At 43.4% G+C, this 20206-nt stretch carries 9 protein-coding genes; all 9 read right to left on the reverse strand.

All coding sequences use genetic code 11. The features are described 5' to 3' along the window. Positions 1 to 18: 18 nt before the first annotated feature. From ACMX2I_RS18420 to ACMX2I_RS18460, 9 genes are read right to left on the reverse strand one after another with little or no spacing between them, the layout of a single operon-like run. A complete protein-coding gene (locus ACMX2I_RS18420) occupies positions 19 to 9114 on the reverse strand; it encodes an amino acid adenylation domain-containing protein (protein WP_414957901.1) in 9096 nt (3031 codons plus the stop codon). A 21-nt stretch (positions 9115 to 9135) separates the two neighbouring features. After that, the gene (locus tag ACMX2I_RS18425) at positions 9136 to 10278 is read right to left on the reverse strand and encodes an acyl-CoA dehydrogenase family protein (RefSeq protein WP_289346614.1); all 1143 of its coding nucleotides are present in this window, start codon (positions 10276 to 10278) and stop codon (positions 9136 to 9138) included. Then, the gene (locus ACMX2I_RS18430) at positions 10265 to 10534 is read right to left on the reverse strand and encodes an acyl carrier protein (protein WP_414957903.1); all 270 of its coding nucleotides are present in this window, start codon (positions 10532 to 10534) and stop codon (positions 10265 to 10267) included. The genes ACMX2I_RS18425 and ACMX2I_RS18430 overlap by 14 nt, the downstream gene beginning before the upstream one ends. 25 nt (positions 10535 to 10559) lie before the next feature. Further along, positions 10560 to 11621: an HAD-IIIC family phosphatase gene (locus ACMX2I_RS18435; RefSeq protein WP_414957905.1), complete on the reverse strand. Its 1062-nt coding sequence runs from the start codon at positions 11619 to 11621 to the stop codon at positions 10560 to 10562. A 15-nt stretch (positions 11622 to 11636) separates the two neighbouring features. Further along, positions 11637 to 12491 (reverse strand): 3-hydroxyacyl-CoA dehydrogenase family protein, encoded by an 855-nt coding sequence (locus ACMX2I_RS18440; RefSeq protein ID WP_414957907.1) that lies wholly within the window; start codon positions 12489 to 12491, stop codon positions 11637 to 11639. A 1-nt stretch (position 12492) separates the two neighbouring features. Continuing rightward, a complete protein-coding gene (locus ACMX2I_RS18445) occupies positions 12493 to 13194 on the reverse strand; it encodes a thioesterase II family protein (protein WP_414957908.1) in 702 nt (233 codons plus the stop codon). After that, positions 13191 to 14174 carry a hypothetical protein gene (locus ACMX2I_RS18450; RefSeq protein WP_414957909.1) on the reverse strand — a complete coding sequence of 328 codons (984 nt, stop codon included), beginning with the start codon at positions 14172 to 14174 and terminating at the stop codon, positions 13191 to 13193. The genes ACMX2I_RS18445 and ACMX2I_RS18450 overlap by 4 nt, the downstream gene beginning before the upstream one ends. Then, positions 14164 to 15666, reverse strand: coding sequence for a serine hydrolase domain-containing protein (locus tag ACMX2I_RS18455; protein WP_414957910.1), 1503 nt, complete (start codon positions 15664 to 15666; stop codon positions 14164 to 14166). The genes ACMX2I_RS18450 and ACMX2I_RS18455 overlap by 11 nt, the downstream gene beginning before the upstream one ends. Then, complete coding sequence (locus ACMX2I_RS18460) at positions 15663 to 20156, reverse strand: amino acid adenylation domain-containing protein (protein ID WP_414957912.1); 4494 nt, start codon at positions 20154 to 20156, stop codon at positions 15663 to 15665. Before ACMX2I_RS18460 ends, ACMX2I_RS18455 begins: the two co-directional genes overlap by 4 nt. Positions 20157 to 20206: the final 50 nt, after the last annotated feature.

Consider the following 20206-nt stretch of genomic DNA (forward strand, 5'->3'; position numbering starts at 1 on the left):
GTTATTCACCTATTTCTGCTAGATTTTCAGATCGTCTAGTTCCAACAACGATACCTTTTCTAAATCATTGATGCCTGAAGTCAGGTCAATATCCTCGAGAGAGGTTTGCTTACAATCAATCACGGCTGACAGCACCTTTTTAATCCCTTTCGCAATGCTTTCAATGGTTTCTCTTGTAAACAGCTCAGTGCTGTATTCAATGACAGAAGATAAACCGTTTTCGTCTTCTGAAGCGATCCAAAGCAAATCAAACCGGGAAACCGCTGTTTCATATTCATAGTCGGTTAATGAGATCCCGTCTACCTCTAAAGCAGGCTGGCTTAGATTCTGCAGTGCAAAAACAGTATCAAAAATATGATTCCTATTTAACGTCCTATCTAACTTCAAATCTTGAACCATATGTTCATACTGATAATCTTGATGATCAAAGTCATCTATCACCAGCTGCTTGACATGGTGCAGAAATTGAGTGAACGCCATCTCTTTTTTCGGATAAAACCGAAGCGGAAGCATATTAACGAATATACCGATGATCCGCTGCAGTTCCTCCTGCCTTCTCCCCGCGACCGGAACGCCGACTACAATGTCGGACTGTCCAGTAAGCTTATGCAGCAGGATTTGATAGATTGATAAAAGTCCCATAAACAGCGTGGCATCCTCATCGGCCATAATGGCTTTGAACGCCTCCAGCTCTTTTTTGCTTATATAAAAACGATAATGGGCGCCGGCAAAGCTTTTGACAACAGGTCTCTGATAATCAGCCGGCAGCTGAAGCTCACTAAATCCATCAAGCCGTTTCAGCCAATATGTTTTCACCTCATTCAGATCATCAGACTGAAGCATCAGATTCTGCCATTCTGAGAAATCTTTATATTGCAATTCAAGCGGCGCAAGCTCCTTGCCGTCATACAGATCCATAAATTCGCTGACCAAGATATCCTGAGATAAACCGTCAGAAATAATATGATGCATATCGAGCATCAGAATATACTCGTTTTCAGAGTTCTTCATAACACCAACTCTCATCAAAGGAGCCTGATCAAGCTGGAACGGCTTTAAAAAGCTGCTGATGACTTCTTGTTCTTTTTGATTTTGCCCTTCCTGGCCTGCCACATTTGATAGGTCAAAAAAGTCCGCATGAAATTCCGCATGCTCAGCTATGCACTGCATAGGAACACCGTCTATTGCTTTAAAGGATGTTCTTAAACTCTCATGACGTATAATCAATTGCTTGAACACATTCTCAAGCCTTTGCATGTCAAGCTTTCCTGCAATCTTGCCGGCAGTGAACTCATTGTAGCCTGTGCTTGTTGGATCTAACTGCTGTACAAGATAAAGTCGTTTTTGCGCTGAGGATAACGGATAATAATCCCTTTTCGCAGCTTTTTCTATCTTTCTGTACATCTTCTTGTCGGCTTGGCTGATAAATTCGGCCATCTGCCTGATCGTCGGAATGTTAAAGAAATCCGGCAGCGCAATTTCCACATTGAATGCTTGATGAATAATGGAAATGAAAGTAATCGCCTTTAACGAATCCCCGCCCATTTCAAAGAAATCATCGTCTATGCCAATTTGATCAATCTTGAAAAACGACTGCCATTGAACAAGAAGTTCTTTTTCCATATCAGTCACCGGTTCGGCATATTCAGCGGTAAGTTCCGGCCGGCCGTACAGCGATACTTCCTCTTGCTCTTCACCGTTAGGCTTCTGCAGACGGTTCACATATTTTTGTATCCTTTCCTGCAGATCCGTGGCAGACACTACAATCTGATCCATATGATCAAATGTAAAAATCTTCTCAAAGATCTCTCTGCCCTCATGCGTACGAATCAGGGTATTTTCTAAATCCCCTCCGATTGGAATATCCGGTTTTTTGCCGTCTTCAAATTCCCAGCCGTCTAAATTTAGGGCTGTCCACTGAACAGGATGCTGCGCATTATGTTTATATACAAAGGCATCAACAAACTGGTTAACGGCAGTATAGGCGGTAAATCCAAGTCCTCCTAATATTGGAGACAAGGACGAAATCAAAAAGCAGAAATCAAGCGGTCGATCAGCCAGCACTTTTTCTAATACCGCAACGCCCGTCATTTTTGCTTGAAAGTGAGCATCCGAGAAACTTTTATCCGTTTGTTCCATCATTCTGAATGATTGTTCGCCTGTTATTCCAGCTGCATAAATTACACCGTGGATGGAGCCGTACTTACGTTCAGCCATATGAACCAGTTCAGACATATCCGCTTCACAGCTTGCATCCGCAGCAACGGTAGTGACTTCTGCGCCTGTTTTTTCTATCTCATATATTGATTTTATTTTTTTAACGGTTGGATCATCCTCAGCATGCGTGCTGATTAAGGACTCCCATTCACTCCGCGGCGGTAAGCCGGAACGGCTTGTCAGAATAAGTTTTCCTTTTGTTTTCTCAGCAATGGTTTTTGCAGCATGTAAACCGATGAAGCCCAGACCGCCAATCAGAATATATACACCTCCGGGACGAAGGTGCCCCTGCGATGATTCTGCAGGCACTGCTTTGTGAATAAAATTCCTGGTGTACCTTTTATTACTTCTGTAAACCGTTAAGAGATTGCCTGATTCGGTCATCAACTCTGATCTGATGAGTCCCAGCAGCTTGTCTTCTTTCCAGGAATCTTCTTTCTGCCTGTCTATATCAATCACTCGATAGCGAAGGAACGGTGTTTCCTGAGATATGACCATACTCGGCCCCAGATGTACGGCTTTCTCTGGATACAGCATGTCTTCTCCGCCAAGCTGATAAGTAAGGGACGATAACACAAAGATCGAAATGTCCTGCTTTGTTTCTTTCTTTTTCAATGCTTGCCCTAAGTAAAGCAAAGAGTAATAGGATTCGTTTTGCATCTGCTCAATCCACTCGGCAGCAGCTGATTCATTCTTCTCTGCCAGCCCCCAGAGGTGCAAAATCCGGCTGTACTGGATGTTTCCCTTCTCCAACACTTCAAAGAGACGGCAGTAATCTTCCGCAGAGTCCGGGCGGAGTGTGTACACTCCTTTTTCAATCTGCTGAAAGTTATGCCCTTTTTTAATGATGACACAAGAAGCACAGGCTGGTTGAAGACCCCGAATAAGCTTATGGCCAAAATCACTATCCTCCATGAAGACAAGCAAACTTTGTTCCGTCGCTTCAATCTCGCGAGAAATCGGCAGGATTTCTTTTTCCCATTGCGGCAGATAAAACCACTCCTGAACCGGGAGCTTTCCTTCGAAATGTTTTTTGCCTTTTCCGCTGGCAGTATGTTTCCGTTTGTACCAGAAGGATTCCTTTTCAAAAGGATATTGAGGCATAGAGACCTTTTCAGGATTTCTGCCCTCGTGCAGCCCGCGCCAATCAATGTCCGCGCCATACATCCACAGCGTGCCAATTCTGCTGAGTAAAAATTGGACATCTGACATACTCTGTCTGCTGTGTTTCAGCACATTGCAAGCATGCTGGCGCAGCTCATCCTTAATCGATCTCTTCACCAGCACACTTAAGTCCTGTCCCGGGCCAATTTCGATAAAAATAGCATCTTCCTGCTTCGTTAACACGTCAATACCCTCGGCAAAGCGAACAGTCTCAGTCATGTGCCGCTTCCAATAGTCATAGTCCGCGGCTTCTTCATCCGCTATCCAGTCTCCCGTTAAATTTGAAAAGAAAGGAACATCCGGTTTTTGATAAGAAATGTGCTTTGCTGTATTTCCAAATCGTTCAGCTGCGGAAGCCATGACATGCGAATGAGCAGCAATTGAACCTTTTACTCTCATACAAAGCACTTTTTTGGCTTTTAACTGTTCTTCAAATACGGAAATGTCAGACTCAATCCCCGACACAATGCAAGAAGCGTCATTAACAACAGCCAAGGAAATGCAATCAGGGAGAATCGGTTTCAATTCTTCCTCTGGCAATGGGACGCTTAGCATGATGCCTGACGGCGCTTCGTGCATAACTTGTCCACGTAAGCTGATGAGCTTGATAGCGTCACTGAGCGTAAACACTCCCGCTACCGCGGCAGCCGTTAGTTCACCAAAGCTGTAGCCGATCATAGCCCATGGCCGCAGCCCCCACTTCATCAGCAAAAGTGACAGCGCATATTCCAGCATAAAAATAGCAGGCTGGGCATATTTCGTCTCTTGAAGCTTTTTCGCGGCAGCGTCTTCATCCTGCTGGTCAGGGTATAGAATATCCTCAAGCCTCTCGCCGGTCGCTTCATAGAATTCTAGAAAACAATGATCCATCGTCTCTTTGAAAAACGGCTCCTCCGTATACAAATCACGGCCCATGTTCACATATTGACTGCCTTGGCCCGAGAACATGAAAATCAATTTTTTACCCTTCTTTTCCTGAATCCGCGACATTCGGCTAAGTCCTCTGTCCTTTTTCTCAGAAAGCAGGCGGATGACATCCTGTCTGTCCTTTGCCACAAACATTTGCCTATAATCAAAGTGCTGTCTCCCGGCCTGCAGCGTATAAGCGGCGTCCGCTGCATTAAGCTCTGAGTTCCTTTCCATGTGCTCGAGCAAAAGGTCTTTCGTTTTTTCTAAAGCATTCATCGTTTTTGCTGAAAGCGGAAACAGCTGATACGAACGCGAATGTTGTTCACGTTCACTGACAGGCGCTTCCTCCAGAATCACATGGGCATTGGTGCCGCCCATACCGAATGAGCTCACGCCTGCTCGTCTTGGGGTATTTGTTTTCTTCCACATTCGGAGCTTGTCATTCACAAGGAAAGGACTGTTTTCAAAATCAATATTCGGATTCGCTTCCCTAAAATGAAGGCTAGGCACAAATTGTTGATGCTTCAGAGAAAGAACTGTTTTAATGAGACCTGCCGCTCCAGCAGCAGCATCAAGGTGCCCAATATTCGTTTTTACGGAACCAATCCTGCAAAACGCGGTCTTATTCGTTTGAAACGCTTTTGTTAAGGCTTCTATTTCAATTGGATCTCCGAGAGCTGTGCCTGTTCCGTGAGTTTCCACATAGCTGATGGTTTCAGGTTCAATCCCCGCGTCAGCAATCGCATCTCTTATGACCTCTGTCTGGCCTTCCACACTCGGCGCATTAAAGCCTACCTTTTGGTCACCGTCATTGTTGACTGCAGACCCTTTTACAACCGCATAGATCCTATCGCCGTCAGCCAAAGCGCGGCTCAACGATTTCACTGCGACAAATCCGACTCCATCGCCTCCTACAGTGCCTTTCGCGTCTTTATCAAAGGCTCGGCAGTGACCGTCTGGTGATTTCACCATATTCTCTTGGTAGATGTAGCCTGACTTAACCGGATGGAGAATGGATACACCGCCTGCGAGAGCCACATCAGATTCTCCATTCAGCACTGATTTGCAAGCCAAATGCAACGCCACCAAGGAGGTTGAACAAGCTGTCTGCAGTGTAATGGCTGGACCTTTTAAATTAAGTTTATGAGCAACTCGCGTGCTGATCGTATAGGTATCATTTAAAGAGCCGATTTCAAACAGCTCTGACATCCTGCCGTCTAATGAATCAGCGAAATGCTGGAGCCATTGAAAATTTGAGGTTGTTCCAGTAAACAAACCGATTTTCCCTTCATATTCAGCTGAAACACACCCTGCATCTTCAAGTGTTTTCCATACATACTCATGAAGAAGACGGATTTGCGGGTCCATAACCTCTGCCTGTCCCGGTGAATAGCCGAAGAAGGAGGCATCAAATAAATCGGGGCCGTCGATGATTCCTTTCGCCCTTACATAATCAGTTCTCGTAAATGTTTGTTCATCAATGCCTGCCGTAAACAGCTCTTCATCAGTGAAAAAAGAGATAGATTCCTTGCCATTTTGCAGGTTATGCCAAAACTCATCTATGTTTTCAGCTCCAGGAAAACGCCCGGCCATACCGATGATGGCGATGTTTTCATCTGATTGTGCCTTCCGCTTTGATGTTAATTGTGTTTTCTTTTTTGATTGCTCTTCATCATGGCCTGACAAGAACTCAGCAAGCAATTGGACTGTTGGACGGCGGAACATCTCAACCATTGGAATACTTTTTCCCGTTTCCTTAGAAAGCTGCTGATTGACTTGGATCAAATGCAGGGATGTGCCGCCGATTTCAAAAAATTTATCCTGCACATTGATGCTGTCTTGACCAAGTACGCGTTTCCAAACCTCCAGCACCATCTTTTCTGTTTCAGAAGCGGGGGCCGATGCAAACACCTCTCGTTTTGTCTCTGCTGCAAGCTCGGGCAGTGCTTTTTTATCCAATTTCCCATTGGCCGTCAGCGGCATCTCACTCATCACAATAAATCGGGATGGGATCATATATTCCGGCAAATAACGGCGCAAGTAAACGCGCAGCTGCTTTTCATCAATCGTCTCATCAGTGAAAAGATAAGCAGCCAGGCACGGCGTCTGGGACGCGTCCTTCTTCACGACAGCCGCTGCCCCTTTTATACGCCCGTACCGGCAGAGCCAGTGCTCAATTTCCCCGCTCTCAATCCGATAGCCCCTAAGTTTGATTTGGTCATCGTTTCTGCCTAAAAACTGAATGGTTCCATCCGGTAAAAAGCGGGCTGCGTCTCCTGTTTTATACATTTTTTCTCCGGGTTTAAAAGGATGCGCCACAAAGCGCTCTGCCGTCAGTTCCTCCCGGCCTAAGTAGCCTTCTGCTACTCCTTTTCCGGCAATATATAGTTCTCCTGCTGCTCCCTGAGGCAGCAGATTCATATGTGAATCTAGAATGTATATATCAGTATGTGCTGCCGGCCGGCCGATCGGCACATACAGACCTTTATCCCTTTCAGATGAGTAGCGGTGAATCATGCAGCCGACTACCGTTTCCGTCGGGCCATATTCGTTAAAGATTTCAATTTCCCCATCGAAGTTCTGTTCAATTTTCGCCGCAAGAGAGGTTTCTAATTGCTCTCCCCCCAGTATCAGGCACTTCATCACACTGTCCCGAAACGGCATTCCGGAAATGAAATGCAGATGGGACGGCGTTAACTTCATAACATGGGCTCGATTATCTTTCAGAATCTGTTCCACAAGAAGCTGCTTGTTTTTATCACGATACACAATAATTGCGTTTCCTGTAATAAGCGGGGTAAAGATAGAAGTTACAGTTAAATCAAAAGAAAGGGAGGTATAAAGGGCAAAATCTCTTTTCTCACCTCTTACATATTGCTCGGCGGCCCAGGAAACATAATTTTCAAGACCAAGATGCTTAACAAGCACCCCTTTTGGCCTGCCTGTTGTTCCAGAGGTATAGATGCAATACGCAATGTCCTGCGAACCGTATTGTTTCACCAGATTGCTGTCGTTTCCTTGATAAAGGTTTTGATCGGTAATATCTACTTTCACACCATCGAACGAGTAAACCAGCCCCTCAATATCTTCTGTCAGCAGAAGTTTTATCCCGCTGTCCTGCAGGAGATATTCAATTCTTTCCGAAGGATAATCGGGATCAACTGGGACATAAGCGCCGCCCGCTTTTAATACAGCGAGACAAGCGATCACCATTTCAATTGAATGTTCTGTTAAAATACCGACTCTTTGTGCAGGTTTGACTCCCCGACTTTCTAAAAAGCGGGCGAGCTGATTCACTTTTTTATTTAATTGATCGTAGGTCAGGGATTCCGAGCGAAAGTCCACAGCAAGCGCATCCGGCGTCTTTTCCGCCTGCTGTTCAAACAAATCAATAACAGTTTGATGTGTGTTGCCGGTCATACCTTTATAGTTGCAAAACTCTTCAAGCTGATAATGCACTTCGTCTTCGGAAAGCATATTCAAGCGGTGCACAGATCTGTCTGCCGGATACTCAATAACTTCCGATAACAGGTTGAGAAAATGATCTCCCAGCTGCTTCACTTGAAGAGCAGACATGACACCAGGATTGTATATAAATGAAAAATGGATATGCTCATCAAAAGCCTGTACACTCAATGTCAAATCGAATTCAGTTTGTTCAAACATGTCGTATTGCTCGATTGAAAGAGGAAGACTGTTTGACTTAAGCATCTGGTCAAGCGGATAATTTTCAATCACGACAATCGTGTCAAATAATGACTGCTCAGCGGTCAGACCCGCATAGGTTTTTAAATCAGACAGCGGTGTATGTTCATACTCACTTCTCTTAGCAATCTGCTCATGTGCAAGCTGAATCACATCTAAAGGAGTGGAGTGAGGCGTGAAGCGGAGACGAAGCGGAATGGTATTGATAAACAGCCCCGTCATTTGTTCTATTCCAGGTACATCCGCGCCTCTTCCGGAAACGGTTGTCCCGAACACCACTTCTTCTTGATCAGAATAATTCTTTAGCAGCAGACCCCAGACACTATATAGAATTGAAGCCAGTGTAACCTGCCTTTCAGAAGCGAGTGAGCGCAGAGCTTTTCCTGCTGAAGCTGGAAGCTGTATTTCATGTTTAGAAAAAATAGCATTTCGCTTCCCTGGTCTTTCTGTATTCGGCAGCAATTGCACGGGCTCCCAGTCTTTCAATAATCCTTTCCAAAATGACGCCTGGCTGTCTTTTGTTTTACGCTGCTGTGCCTGCTGCCATTTCACAAATGCTTGATACGACGGTTTTTGCGGTATAACAGGTGTTTGACCCGTGGCTAACGCTTGATAGGACTCCATCCACTCTTTGAGGACAATCCCCATGCTCCAGCCGTCCATCAAGATATGATGAAAGCTGATCATCATCCAGGTCCCATTTTCTTCTGTTTGATACAGTGTGACACGGAAAGGTACTTCTTGAAGCTGAAACGGCTCTTCCCGGTCACTCTCCGCAAGCTCTTCCTTCAGCTTTTCCTGAGAAATGCCTTTCTCGAACGAGAGGCTCAGATAACGGATATCTATTTTATGATGCTTTAATATAACCTGAATTGGCTTAGCTGTTTCCTTCCACCTAAACACCGTCCGAAGCATTTCATTTTGCTGAACCGTTTGCTGCCATGCTTTTTCAAAAAGATCGCGGGCTGGCTCACTCTCTAGCTTGATTAGCATTTGTTCAAAATAAGCATTACCTTCCGGCTCCATTAAATGATGAAAAAGCAGACCTTCCTGAATGGTGGTCAGTCCGAGAATGTTGGCTATGTTATTTTTATCTATTTTTTTCATTTGCTCACTCACAGAATCCTCTCCATCCTCTGCCTATATATGTTTGACAAAATATCGTCTCAATCCATAATTCGCTATGACTTGCTGCTGAATTTGAGATGTTCCTTCAATGATTTCCAACACTTTGGCTTCTCTGTACAAGCGGGCAGCTGAATGATCTCTGCTGAAACCGCTTCCTCCATGGATCTGCACATTTGAATTGGTAATCTCCACAGCAATCTTTGAAGTGAAATATTTCGCGATAGACGTTTCCGTCACGGCCTCTGGATCTTGTTTCATCCGCATTTCGCCTGCTTTCATGCATAAGGCTCGGGCTGCATGCAGCTGTGTTACAGCATCACCGATCATTCCTTTAATCATTTGATGTTTGTAGAGCTTCTCTCCAAATTGGCTTCTCTTCCGTGAATATGTGACTAAAGAATCGACGGCTTCCTGTGCAATCGCCAAGCCGGCCCATGCCACACTGTACCTCCCATGATCCAAGGCTAAATTAACGATGTAATTAAAGCCGCCCCCGATTGGCCCTAATATCTGATCTTCAGAAACCTCGACGCTGTCAAACTCTATTTCCGCAAGATAAGAAGCTCTATTGGCCATCATGCCTTCCATTTTTTTAACCGTTACTCCGCTCTGGCGGCTGTCTACGATAAAGGCTGTAACCACTTCTCTATCACGGGCTATAACCAGAAAAAAGTCAGCAATGGCGCCAAAAGAAATCCATTTTTTTCTCCCGTTGATGACATAGCTGCTTCCGTTTCTTGTATACGATGTTTCAATGTGGTTTGCGTCTGAACCAATATTTGGTTCAGACAATGCAAACGCTCCGATTTTCTCTCCTTTTCCGATGGGGACAAGCCATTCTTCTTTTTGGCGCTCTGTACCGTACCGCAGCAGAGATTCACCGACTAACGAATTTACAGTCAAAAGGGTTCGAATATTACAGCACGCTTTACCTGCTTGTTCAGTAAACAAACCGTACTCGACAGGGTTCAATCCCAATCCGTGATAAACTTCCGGAATACCCGCAGCAAAATAAGATTTGCTCCCTAACTCTTTTATTAATGCTGCCGGGATGCATTCCTTCTCATCAAATTCGCCTGCAAAAGGTCTGATTTTTTCATCGCAGTAACCTCGGAAATCTTGAATGATGTCGGCTTTCATCTCAGCTGTTTTCATTAGCAAGCGCCCCGTTCTGTTTCTGTTCAATTAGGCTGACGATTCGGTTTACTGTGCTGAAGTTAGCAATATCTAAATCTTCGTTATCAAGCTGAAACCCAAAGTTTTGCTCAAGAAATGTTACAAGTTTCATCGCAAATAAAGAATTCACAAATCCCATTTCAAAAATGTGATCATCATTGGTTAATTCGATTTCATCGTCAAAGACCACCAAATTTTGTTCAATATATTCTCTAATTTGTTCATGAAGATTCATCTATTTGCTCTCCCCGCTATTTAGATTAATTTCTGCTTTTTGCAACAGGTGATTGGCTGAATTCCGTTTTGACCTCGACATACGCAGGATAAGGCTGAATCCGGCTCAAGTCATTTTCAAATAAGATGAAGCCGTCCGGGCCCTTCGTATGTTCTTTGAAATTGGCAAATTTATATGTGATATACATGACTCTGTTTCGATCCGTTTGTTTAAAATCGGCAAACAGTTTTTTCCCTTGTTGTTTCGCTTCATTTATAATGGCTGTCAGCAAAATCGTACCGACGCCGCGGGACATCACGCGGCAAGACATTAAAAGAAGATTAATATGCCATTCATCTCCCTTTTCTTCTATTAGAGAGAGTCCGATTTTTCCATAAGAACCGTACTTGTCCTCAAGCTCGCAAACTAACAGCAAATGAGAATCTGACTTTCGGAAATCATTTAATTCCTGATAATCATATGTTTTTCCGCTTGCATTCAGCTGGTTTGTACGTACCGTTAGCTCTTCTGCCCGCTGCAAGTCGCTTTCTTGCGCATGGCTGATCGTAAACTTCATATTCAGAGTGGCAAGGAATTGTTCGGACGGTCCTTCAAACTGCTCTTCGTCCTCTTTTCTGCGGTCATCCTCAAGATACATCTGCCGGCGTCTTTTGGCATCCTCCGTTACGAATGCAGGCTTCAGCAAAGGATCGACGATGAGATCCTTATATCGAACGGCATCCCAGCACGAAATCTCTGGATGGGCATTTTGCACTTCTTCCCTTTCAAATGCTTGATCATCAATAAAGAGAAGCGTATCCTTATGGATATTGAGGTTTTTGCTGATTTTTTCCAAAGAAACCGATTTGGCATTCCAGCTGATTTCCGGATATAGAAAGAAATGATCAATTCCAAATTCCTTTAATTTTCCCATAACAGCAGCTTCGTCATTTCTGCTTGCGACAGACAGCAATATGCCGCGTTCATCAAGCTCAGTCAAAATTTCTTTAATATTGTCCTTCAGCTTTACATCATCAGATTCAAGCAGAATACCATCCCATAGCGTATGATCTAAATCCCAGACAACACACTTAACTCCCTTTTTCAATGGTCTGCTCCTCCTTTAACTGTATTGAAAGAATCCTTGTCCTGACTTTCTCCCTAACTTTCCTGCGTCTACCATTTTCACGAGCAGCGGACATGGCCTGAATTTTGAATCTTTGTAGCTTTCATATAGAACCAGCAAGGAGTTAAGGATCGTATCAAGACCAATTAAATCCGCAGTCGCGAGCGGACCCATTTTATGCCCGAACCCGCCGCGGAAGATTTTATCCACATTGGCTGGTGTCGCCACTTGATCTTGAACCGTCCAAATGCTTTCATTAATGGTCAGCATTAATACACGATTTGACACAAAGCCAGGCAAATCATAAACGACGACAGGATTTTTATCGAAAGATTTCAAAAACTCGACGGCTGCATTGACAGTCTCGTCAGAAGTGGCATCGCCCCGAATCACCTCTACAAGTTCTTTCAGAGGAACAGGATTCATGAAATGCGCTCCAATTACCTTATCCGGACGATGCATCAGTGAACCAACCTTCGTGATTGAGATACAGCTTGTATTTACAAGGTAGATGGTATCCTCTCGGCAGATATCCTTTAGTTGTAAATACACTTGTCTTTTTATCTCCCAATCTTCTGTTACGTTTTCAATGACGATATCAGCCGGCTCCAAATTGTGCGGCTCAGTCGTGAATTGAATGTTATCAAGCACATTTTCCAGTGACATGCTGAATTTTTCTTTCCGCATTAGTTGAACAAGCCTGAATGTCTTTTTAATATTTTCCTCTGCGGCTTTCAGTTTTTCATCACTGATATCCAGCAAAATCACTTGATACCCGTTCGCAGACAAATCAAGAGCCATATCGGCCCCCATGACGCCTCCTCCGATAACACCGGCAGTTCTGAAATCCATTTCACACCACTCCTGTCTGATTCAAAATATGATTGATTTTAGCTGTCACTTCTTCTGTCTTCTGATTAATGAAAAAATGATCTCCTTCAAATTCGTAAAATCTGCATGACTGATCGGTGTACTGATTCCAGTCGGATAAATCAAACAGCACTGACGGCAGATCACGTTCTCCATACAAAACCGAAATATCGCAGGATAAAGGAGCAACAGTTGTATTCTTGTATGTTTCCAGTAACTCAAAGTCAGCTCTTAATATAGGAAGGAAAAAGTCAAGCACCTGCTCATTTTTGCTGAATTCTTCTGGTACACCCCCCATTTCAATAATCGCTTGTTTTAAAGCGGAATCTGAAAGCTGATGAAGCACTTTCTTTTCCGGGATGTGGGGCGGGAAACGTCCGGAAAAAAACATATGGATCGGCTGTTTATGTTCCGCGGCTAACTTCTTTTGCAGTTCATATGCAAGCAGCGATCCCATGCTGTGTCCAAAAATGGCATAATCCGAATGGCCCAAATGGGGTATTGCTTGTTCCAAAAGATCTTCCGCCACGGATTCCGCATGATGCAGCAACGGTTCAGACATTCTCGTTCCGTGTCCGGGAAGTTCTAAGGCCACCAGTTCAACTGACGCATCAAGAAACCTTTTCCATCCGCTGAAGATGGTGCTCGCCCCCCCGGCATACGGCAGACAGAATAATTTGATCATTTGACCCTCTCCTCTTTACCAATATCCTTCAAACATTCAATATGGGCTGCTTCCAGCTCCAGCACTTTCTGCAGTGAATCTTTGATCCGGTCTTTATAACCAGAAGAAGATCTTCCTGAAAAATAAAGCTTAGCCGCAAGATGCCGCGCTGCTTCCCATTCATCGATAATGTCAGATGTCACAGCGGCAAGCTGTTCAAAAGCCGGAAGAAATGCGAGACGGTATCGCTCTGTTTTTTTCACATTTAAAATTCCATTAAATGAATGAAGGAGTTTTTCGCTGTCTTTTATGCCGTGAAATTCCTCAGTAAACCGGCTGAAGCTCGCCAAACCGGATAACATCCGATCTAAGTGCTCGGTGATGTTATGAACAAAAAAGGCAGCAGCATCTTTGAAAAGGCTTTGCCCTGAGCGATCCCTGCCCGGATCATAAGAAAAGGAGGCATAAGAATGAAAAGCGGCAGGAGTCTGGAAATAACGATGAAAGCCTTGATAGGCTTTGGCCAAATGATCATATGAAATGTGTCTGCCTTCATATGACAAGTTATCGGGATAACGGTTTTCAAGGGCAAGAGCAGTTTGATTTGCGTCATGTAAGCCATAAATCAGTATGCTGTTCCGATTATGCTTAGACATATATTCCTGTCTATAAGGCTGTGCATATGTATCCAACCAAATGATGACGGGTTTATTTTTAAGAACATCCCGTTTGACATCATCTATGAGACTGCTGCTCATCGATTGCTTATCCGCGCTTATTCCCTGCTGATTCATGACATACTCAGGATCATAAACTTCTGTCCGATCTATTATTGGATAACCGTCTTCATCTAATTGATATGAATACACGTCATTTAAAAGATAAGGATAGATTTCCTGCTGAAATGAACGAACCACGGAAAAATAACAGTTAAAAAAACAGCTGCGATAAAATAAATCATTAAACGGCTGAATACCAGGGATGTATGCTTCACATTTCATGCGTTTCACTCCTTCTTGCGGCACCGTGATTGAAAAAGCATGCGGCTAAACCGAATAGACAGGAGACAAAGAGCAGCATATAATAAACCGCTGCCAAATAAAGAAGAGAACCGGGCCCCCAAATAAATATCATGCTCCAAGGCAATCCATTAAAGGCGAAGACTGAAATGAGCTTAGGCGCCACTATTCCCGCTGCCAGCAAAATCCCCCAAAGCAGCGCCTTTATTCTGATTCGCTGCTGAACAGGAACATTTTTCGATTTTACGCTTTTTAGAAAAATATAAATTCTCCACAGCAAAACAATAAGCAATAAACTGAATAAAACCAGCATGGCAACCGCAACTTGATCAATGACCTGAAACGGGTCAGTGACAGAACCGTCCTGTTTTTGCTTTTGGTCGGCAACCACTTCTAAAACAGAACGTGCGATTTTCTCAGCGTACGCGCTGTTCATATTTGCCAAAACCCCTACAGCCGCATTATCGTTAGGGCTGATGATAATAAACGAAGAAAAGTTAGGGTTGGAGCCGGCATGGAACATTTCTTTGACTGCGCCCTTTTTTTCAAAAATTGACCATCCCGCACCATAATAAACGCCCGGCTCATCCGTTTTTACGCTTTTATCAGGCTGGTGGCTCTGCTCGATCAAACGGCTTATATCAGTGTCACTGCGATTGAGCTGAAAACGAAGCCATTTGGATAAATCTTCTGCGTTCGTGATGATATATCCAGCAGGCGTGTTCCCTCGATACTCAGGCGCATTATAGGCTCTGGCCTTTAGAAATCCAAATTTAAAACCTGATGATACATAGCCGGCCTGTCCAGCGTGACGTCCAGCATACGTGTTTGACATATCTAACTGCTTAAAAACGTGCTCAGCCATATATTGCTCGTACGGCTGGCCTGATACCTGTTCGATGATATATCCCAGCACATCATAATTGATTGTGGCATATTCAAATGTGCTTCCCGGTTTATGGCTAAGCTCAACTCCCCTTAATCCCTTCGCCGTTTTCCCCAAGGCATCTTCTTTTGAATCAACTTTGATATCAGCTATCGATAAAAAAGGAATCCCGCTTGTATGATGCAGCAGCTGATCAATTGTGATATCTACTTTCTTTCCGTCATAAACTGGATAAAATCCGCTGATATACCGGCTGACAGGGTCATTTAGACTGATTGCCCCCGAACGTACAAGCTTAAGTACACCCAGTGCAGTAAACGCTTTAGAGGTTGAGCCCATCTCAAATAATGTCGAAGTAGATACAGGGCGGCTATGCCTTTCGCCGGCATAACCAAATCCCTTTTCATATACAACATCATCTCCTTTTACCACTGTCATAGAGATCCCGGGTATTCCGCTTTCCTTCATTTGCTTTTCAATCAGGGCGTCAATGCGCTTATCAACTGGTGTCTGAGCGTTTACCTGCCCGCCATCCCAGACTAGAATTGACAGACAAAAACATAAAACCAGCCATACGTTTCTCATCATTTGAACAAAGAATCCAATTCTTCAATAGATAATGAGGCGGTCTCGAAATCTGATGGCGTATATTCGACAGACTCTTGTTTACAACAATGTTCTGCCAGCTCCTTCAGCTGTACAGAAAACTCATCTAAAAGCTGTTCCATATCTCCTGTTTGATAAAGATCGCTGCAGATTAGATCCAACGTTAGCTGTCCGTCATAGATTCCCGCTGTCAAATCAAGACTGACTGTCAGATCATTTTCCGGTGATGACTCGGCGCCTGAATTTAAATAAGTAATCCGGTATTCTGATTTGTCTGCTAAAAAACGGTCAACTTCTCCTAGATAATTAAAGCGTAGCTCAGGCTTCCTGTGAGCCGGCATTCGTTTACTCAAATAGGTGAGAGCGCCGTAGCCAATACCCTTTTTGGGAATGCTCCGCAGGTTTTCTTTCACTGACCGGATTTGCGCCGGCAGTTCAGCCTCTGCCTGAAATACGGAAGGATACATCGCTGTAAACCACCCGAACGTTCTTGAAAAATCTAAATCTTCTTTTATTGGTTCTCTTCCGTGACCTTCTAATTCCAAAGAAATAACCTCTTTGCCTGTGCAATGATGGCAAGCCCGGATTAACGCAGCGATAAGCAAATCATTGGTTTGGGTTTGATACGCCTCATTTGCTTCACTGAGCAGTTTTTGAGTCATCTGGCGGCTCAAAGCCCGTTTCAGTTTTAAGCTATCTTTAACTTTGGAATTTTCCGAACAAACCTCATAGAGAGGCTCAATCTGTTTCACTTTTTCATCCCAATAGCTGCATTCTTCTTCCGCTTCACGCGAATTAGCATATTCATGGATCGAATCTGAAAATTTCTGATAAGAATGTGTCTTTAAAGGAAGTCTCCCCTCTTCCTTCTTATCTATTGAATGTAAAAGAGTAAGAAAATCATCAATCAAAATTTGCCATGATACACCGTCCGTGATCAGGTGATGAGCTGTAAATAACAAATGCGTTTTTTTGTTTGCTTTGATCACTCCGGTTTTAAAAAGCACTCCATTGTATAAGTCAGTGCTTTCTCTCATTTCCTGTCCGATTACCGCTATTTGTTTGGTTTGCTCATCCTCGGAAAAATTAGACAGATCCCAGTATTCGGCATAAGGTTCGATATCTGTATTGTGATAAAACAAGGTATTCGTTTCTTTTTCTACATTCATTCGCAAGCTGTCGTGATGATTGATCAAAATAGATAGAACCGCTTTTACATCTTCAAGATGAATCTCTTTTTCAGCAGTTAGCATAACCGATTGATGCCAGAAATGAGCGCACTTTAAATTCAAGGACCAGAACCATTGGGCAATCGGCGTTCCCATCACTCTGCCTTCTGCTTGTTGTTGAGAAATTGAAACCGATTGTTTGCTAGTCACGGCACTGACAAGTTCTCTAAATACGGGATATGTCATCATATCCTGAGTCTTGATAAAAAGACCTTTTTCTTTCATTTTTGAAACGAATTGAATGGCTTTGATAGAATCTCCGCCAAGCTGATAAAAATGATCCTCTGGGCGAATATCAGTCTGGCCGAGAATCTCCTTCGCGGTTTCTAAAAGAACCGCCTCCGCTTCTTTCTGCTCTTCAGTTAACAATCCATAATCTGTCTGCTCTTGAGACAGTAAAGGGTCAGGGAGAGCTTCTCTGTCTGTTTTTCCATTTTGCGTCAGCGGAATCCGATCCATATGAATAAAGTAGGCCGGAACCATAAAAACAGGCAGTTTGTCAGAAAGCTTTTTCCGGAGCTCCAGCGCTGCCGTTTTGGTTGAGCTGACAACATATGCCGCCAATTGTTTTCTGCCCTGTGAATCATTAAAATCAATGACAACCGCCTCATCTATGTCTTCAAGCGAAAGCAGAGCTAATTCAATTTCTCCCAGTTCAATACGGTAGCCTTTTAATTTGATTTGATGATCTTTCCGCCCCGCATATTCAAGCAGTCCATTATTCGTTCTTTTCGCCAGATCGCCTGTCTTATACATTTTTCTGCCCTTCATGAAAGGGTTATCCAGAAAACGCTCGGTTTGCAAATCCGGACGCTTCCAATATCCTCTGGCGACATTATCGCCTGATATATACATTTCCCCTTGAGTTCCCGGCAATACAGGCTGCAGCTGTTCATCTAATAAATAAATTTCAGTGTTCTGCATCGGGATCCCTATTGGCACCGAAGCCCGCTGATCTTGCTTTAGGTCATATTTGTGGATCATACATCCCACTGTCGCTTCTGTCGGTCCGTATTCATTGAAAATCTCAATGCATTGATCTGATGATTCTGTTATTTGGCGTGCTAATAAAACAGGCAGCTGCTCTCCGCCGACGATCATTCTTTTTATAGAGGATACTGACAAATTTTCATCTTTCAATAACGCTAAATGTGCTGGCGTCAGCTTGATAACAGCTGTTTTCTTTTCTTTTACGATTCGATGGAGTACAAACTCCGGTATATCTTCTTGTCTGTAAATGATGATTTTATTTCCTGTCACTAATGGGGTATAAATGGATGTAACGGTTAAATCAAAAGCTATGGATGAGTAGAGCGCAAAGCTATCATCTTGGGAAGAAGTGTAATTCTTAGAGGCTGATATAATGTAGTTTACAAGGCTCTGATGTTCGATCATCACGCCTTTCGGCTGCCCTGTTGATCCAGAAGTGTAAATCATATATGCAATGTCGGAAGGATCGTTCTTGATGTCTAACTGTCCCGTATCTAAATTATGAAACATGGCGCAGTCAAAACTGATTTTTTTCACTTGGCTTGGCAAACGGCAGTCTGTCTCAAAAAGCGGATCTGTGATAAAAAATGCCGCTTCGCTGTTTTCCAAAATATATTGAATGCGTTCGGCGGGATATTCGGGATCGATCGGCACATAGGCGCCGCCTGCTTTTAAAATGCCAAGCAACACAGCGATCAAATCGGGTGAATGTTTCATGCTCACGGCGGCAAAATGACCGCGGCTTATTCCTTTATGGATTAGGTAACGGGCAATCTGGTTGGAGCGTTCATCCAGTTCTTGATGGGAAACCTGTTTTGTTCCATCCTCAATCGCTGTATGAAACGGATACTGTGCGGCTTTTCCTTGAAATAATTGATCGATTGTGAGATCTTTCGGATAATCAGCCCGTGTCTGATTCCATTTCACGATTTCGTCTCTTTTTTCTTGTTCAGTTAATAGAGACAAATTCCTTAATTCCAGATCTGGATTCTCGATGACTGATAAAATCAAGCGCTGTAAACGTTCATTCAATAGCTGAATGTCCGCTTCGCTGTGATCGGATACCTTGTAGTCAAACTGCAATTCGATCGCTCCGCCTTCATCCCACTCTTTAACAGCGATCTGCAGAGAATAAGGCTGTGACCCGTTATATAATTCATCATATTCGACACGACACCCGCTTATATCAGAAGCCAGGTCGGTGTTATATGAATTCATATAAATTTGGAAAAGCTGGTCGTATCCCTGTTTTGCAAGCTGCAGTTCCTTCACCAATTCATCATAGGGGTATCTTTGATGGAGAAAGTATTTCATGTAATCGGAATTGACTTCTTTTAAAAAGTCCGAAAAACATACATCACTGTCTGTTTTCTTTCTGAACGGCATCGTACTGACCGTCATCCCTGCAGTGCTTTTTTCCTTCTTGCCTGATCTGTTTAATACCGGCGTGCCTATAATAAAATCATTCTCTCCGGTTACCTTGCTTAAATACCAAAACAACGATGCAGTAAACAAAGCGTTTAACGAAGAGCCTTGTCGTTGAATAAATTCATAAACTGCGGCAGAATGCTTTTGGTCAAGCTTATACCGCTTGCGCTTTCCGGCAATGTGTGCAGAGCTTTTTGACAGGAAGCTGTCCGGCAAGTGAGAAAATTCAGCTTTCCAGAACGTAGCATCTTTGTCATATCGTGATGAAGAAAGGTATTTTTTCTCTTTTTCTATAAGAATCGAATAATTGTCAGCTCCTTCTGTAAGAAGTTCACCGGATGTGAGCTGCATGTACAGATTCTTAATCTTATCAATGATGATTTTCATAGACCAGCCATCAGCGACAATATGATGGCATTTGATTAAATATCCGCATGTCGCTTCATCTGTTTGAAACACATAAAATTGAGCAAGTGCGTTATCATATAAAGAGAATGGTATTTTAAACTCTCGTTCTGCCCAATCCAGCATTCTTTCATAAGGATAATCCGTTTGGGTAAAATCGGCTGACGGCACTTGCGCCTGAGTTTTTTCGTCTATGTATTGAAGAACTGATTCTTCCTGCTTCACGAGCCGTATTCTGAGGGATTCTGTCTGTCTGATACAAAGCTGAATGGCTTTTTGTAATGTCTCCAGATTCAGCTTTCCATTGATTTGTATAAGGCCGCCGATATGATTAATAGCTGTATCAGGATATAAATTTTCGATATTTAAAATTCTTTTTTGATGATGAGAAAGAGGAAATAAATTCAATTTACCATTCAAAAATTCCCACCTCTTTACAAAAATATTTAACAACACCCATTTAAACATAC

This window comes from Bacillus sp. SW14 (assembly GCF_047608225.1).
GTDB lineage: Bacteria > Bacillota > Bacilli > Bacillales > Bacillaceae > Bacillus > Bacillus subtilis_G.

What these genes read in the sequence shown, in the direction of transcription:
- ACMX2I_RS18430 (WP_414957903.1), bottom strand. Translation starts at nt 10,534, where the DNA reads ATGAATCTTCATGAACAAATTAGAGAATATATTGAACAAAATTTGGTG.
- ACMX2I_RS18450 (WP_414957909.1), bottom strand. Translation starts at nt 14,174, where the DNA reads ATGAAATGTGAAGCATACATCCCTGGTATTCAGCCGTTTAATGATTTA.
- ACMX2I_RS18445 (WP_414957908.1), bottom strand. Translation starts at nt 13,194, where the DNA reads ATGATCAAATTATTCTGTCTGCCGTATGCCGGGGGGGCGAGCACCATC.
- ACMX2I_RS18440 (WP_414957907.1), bottom strand. Translation starts at nt 12,491, where the DNA reads ATGGATTTCAGAACTGCCGGTGTTATCGGAGGAGGCGTCATGGGGGCC.
- ACMX2I_RS18455 (WP_414957910.1), bottom strand. Translation starts at nt 15,666, where the DNA reads ATGATGAGAAACGTATGGCTGGTTTTATGTTTTTGTCTGTCAATTCTA.
- ACMX2I_RS18425 (WP_289346614.1), bottom strand. Translation starts at nt 10,278, where the DNA reads ATGAAAACAGCTGAGATGAAAGCCGACATCATTCAAGATTTCCGAGGT.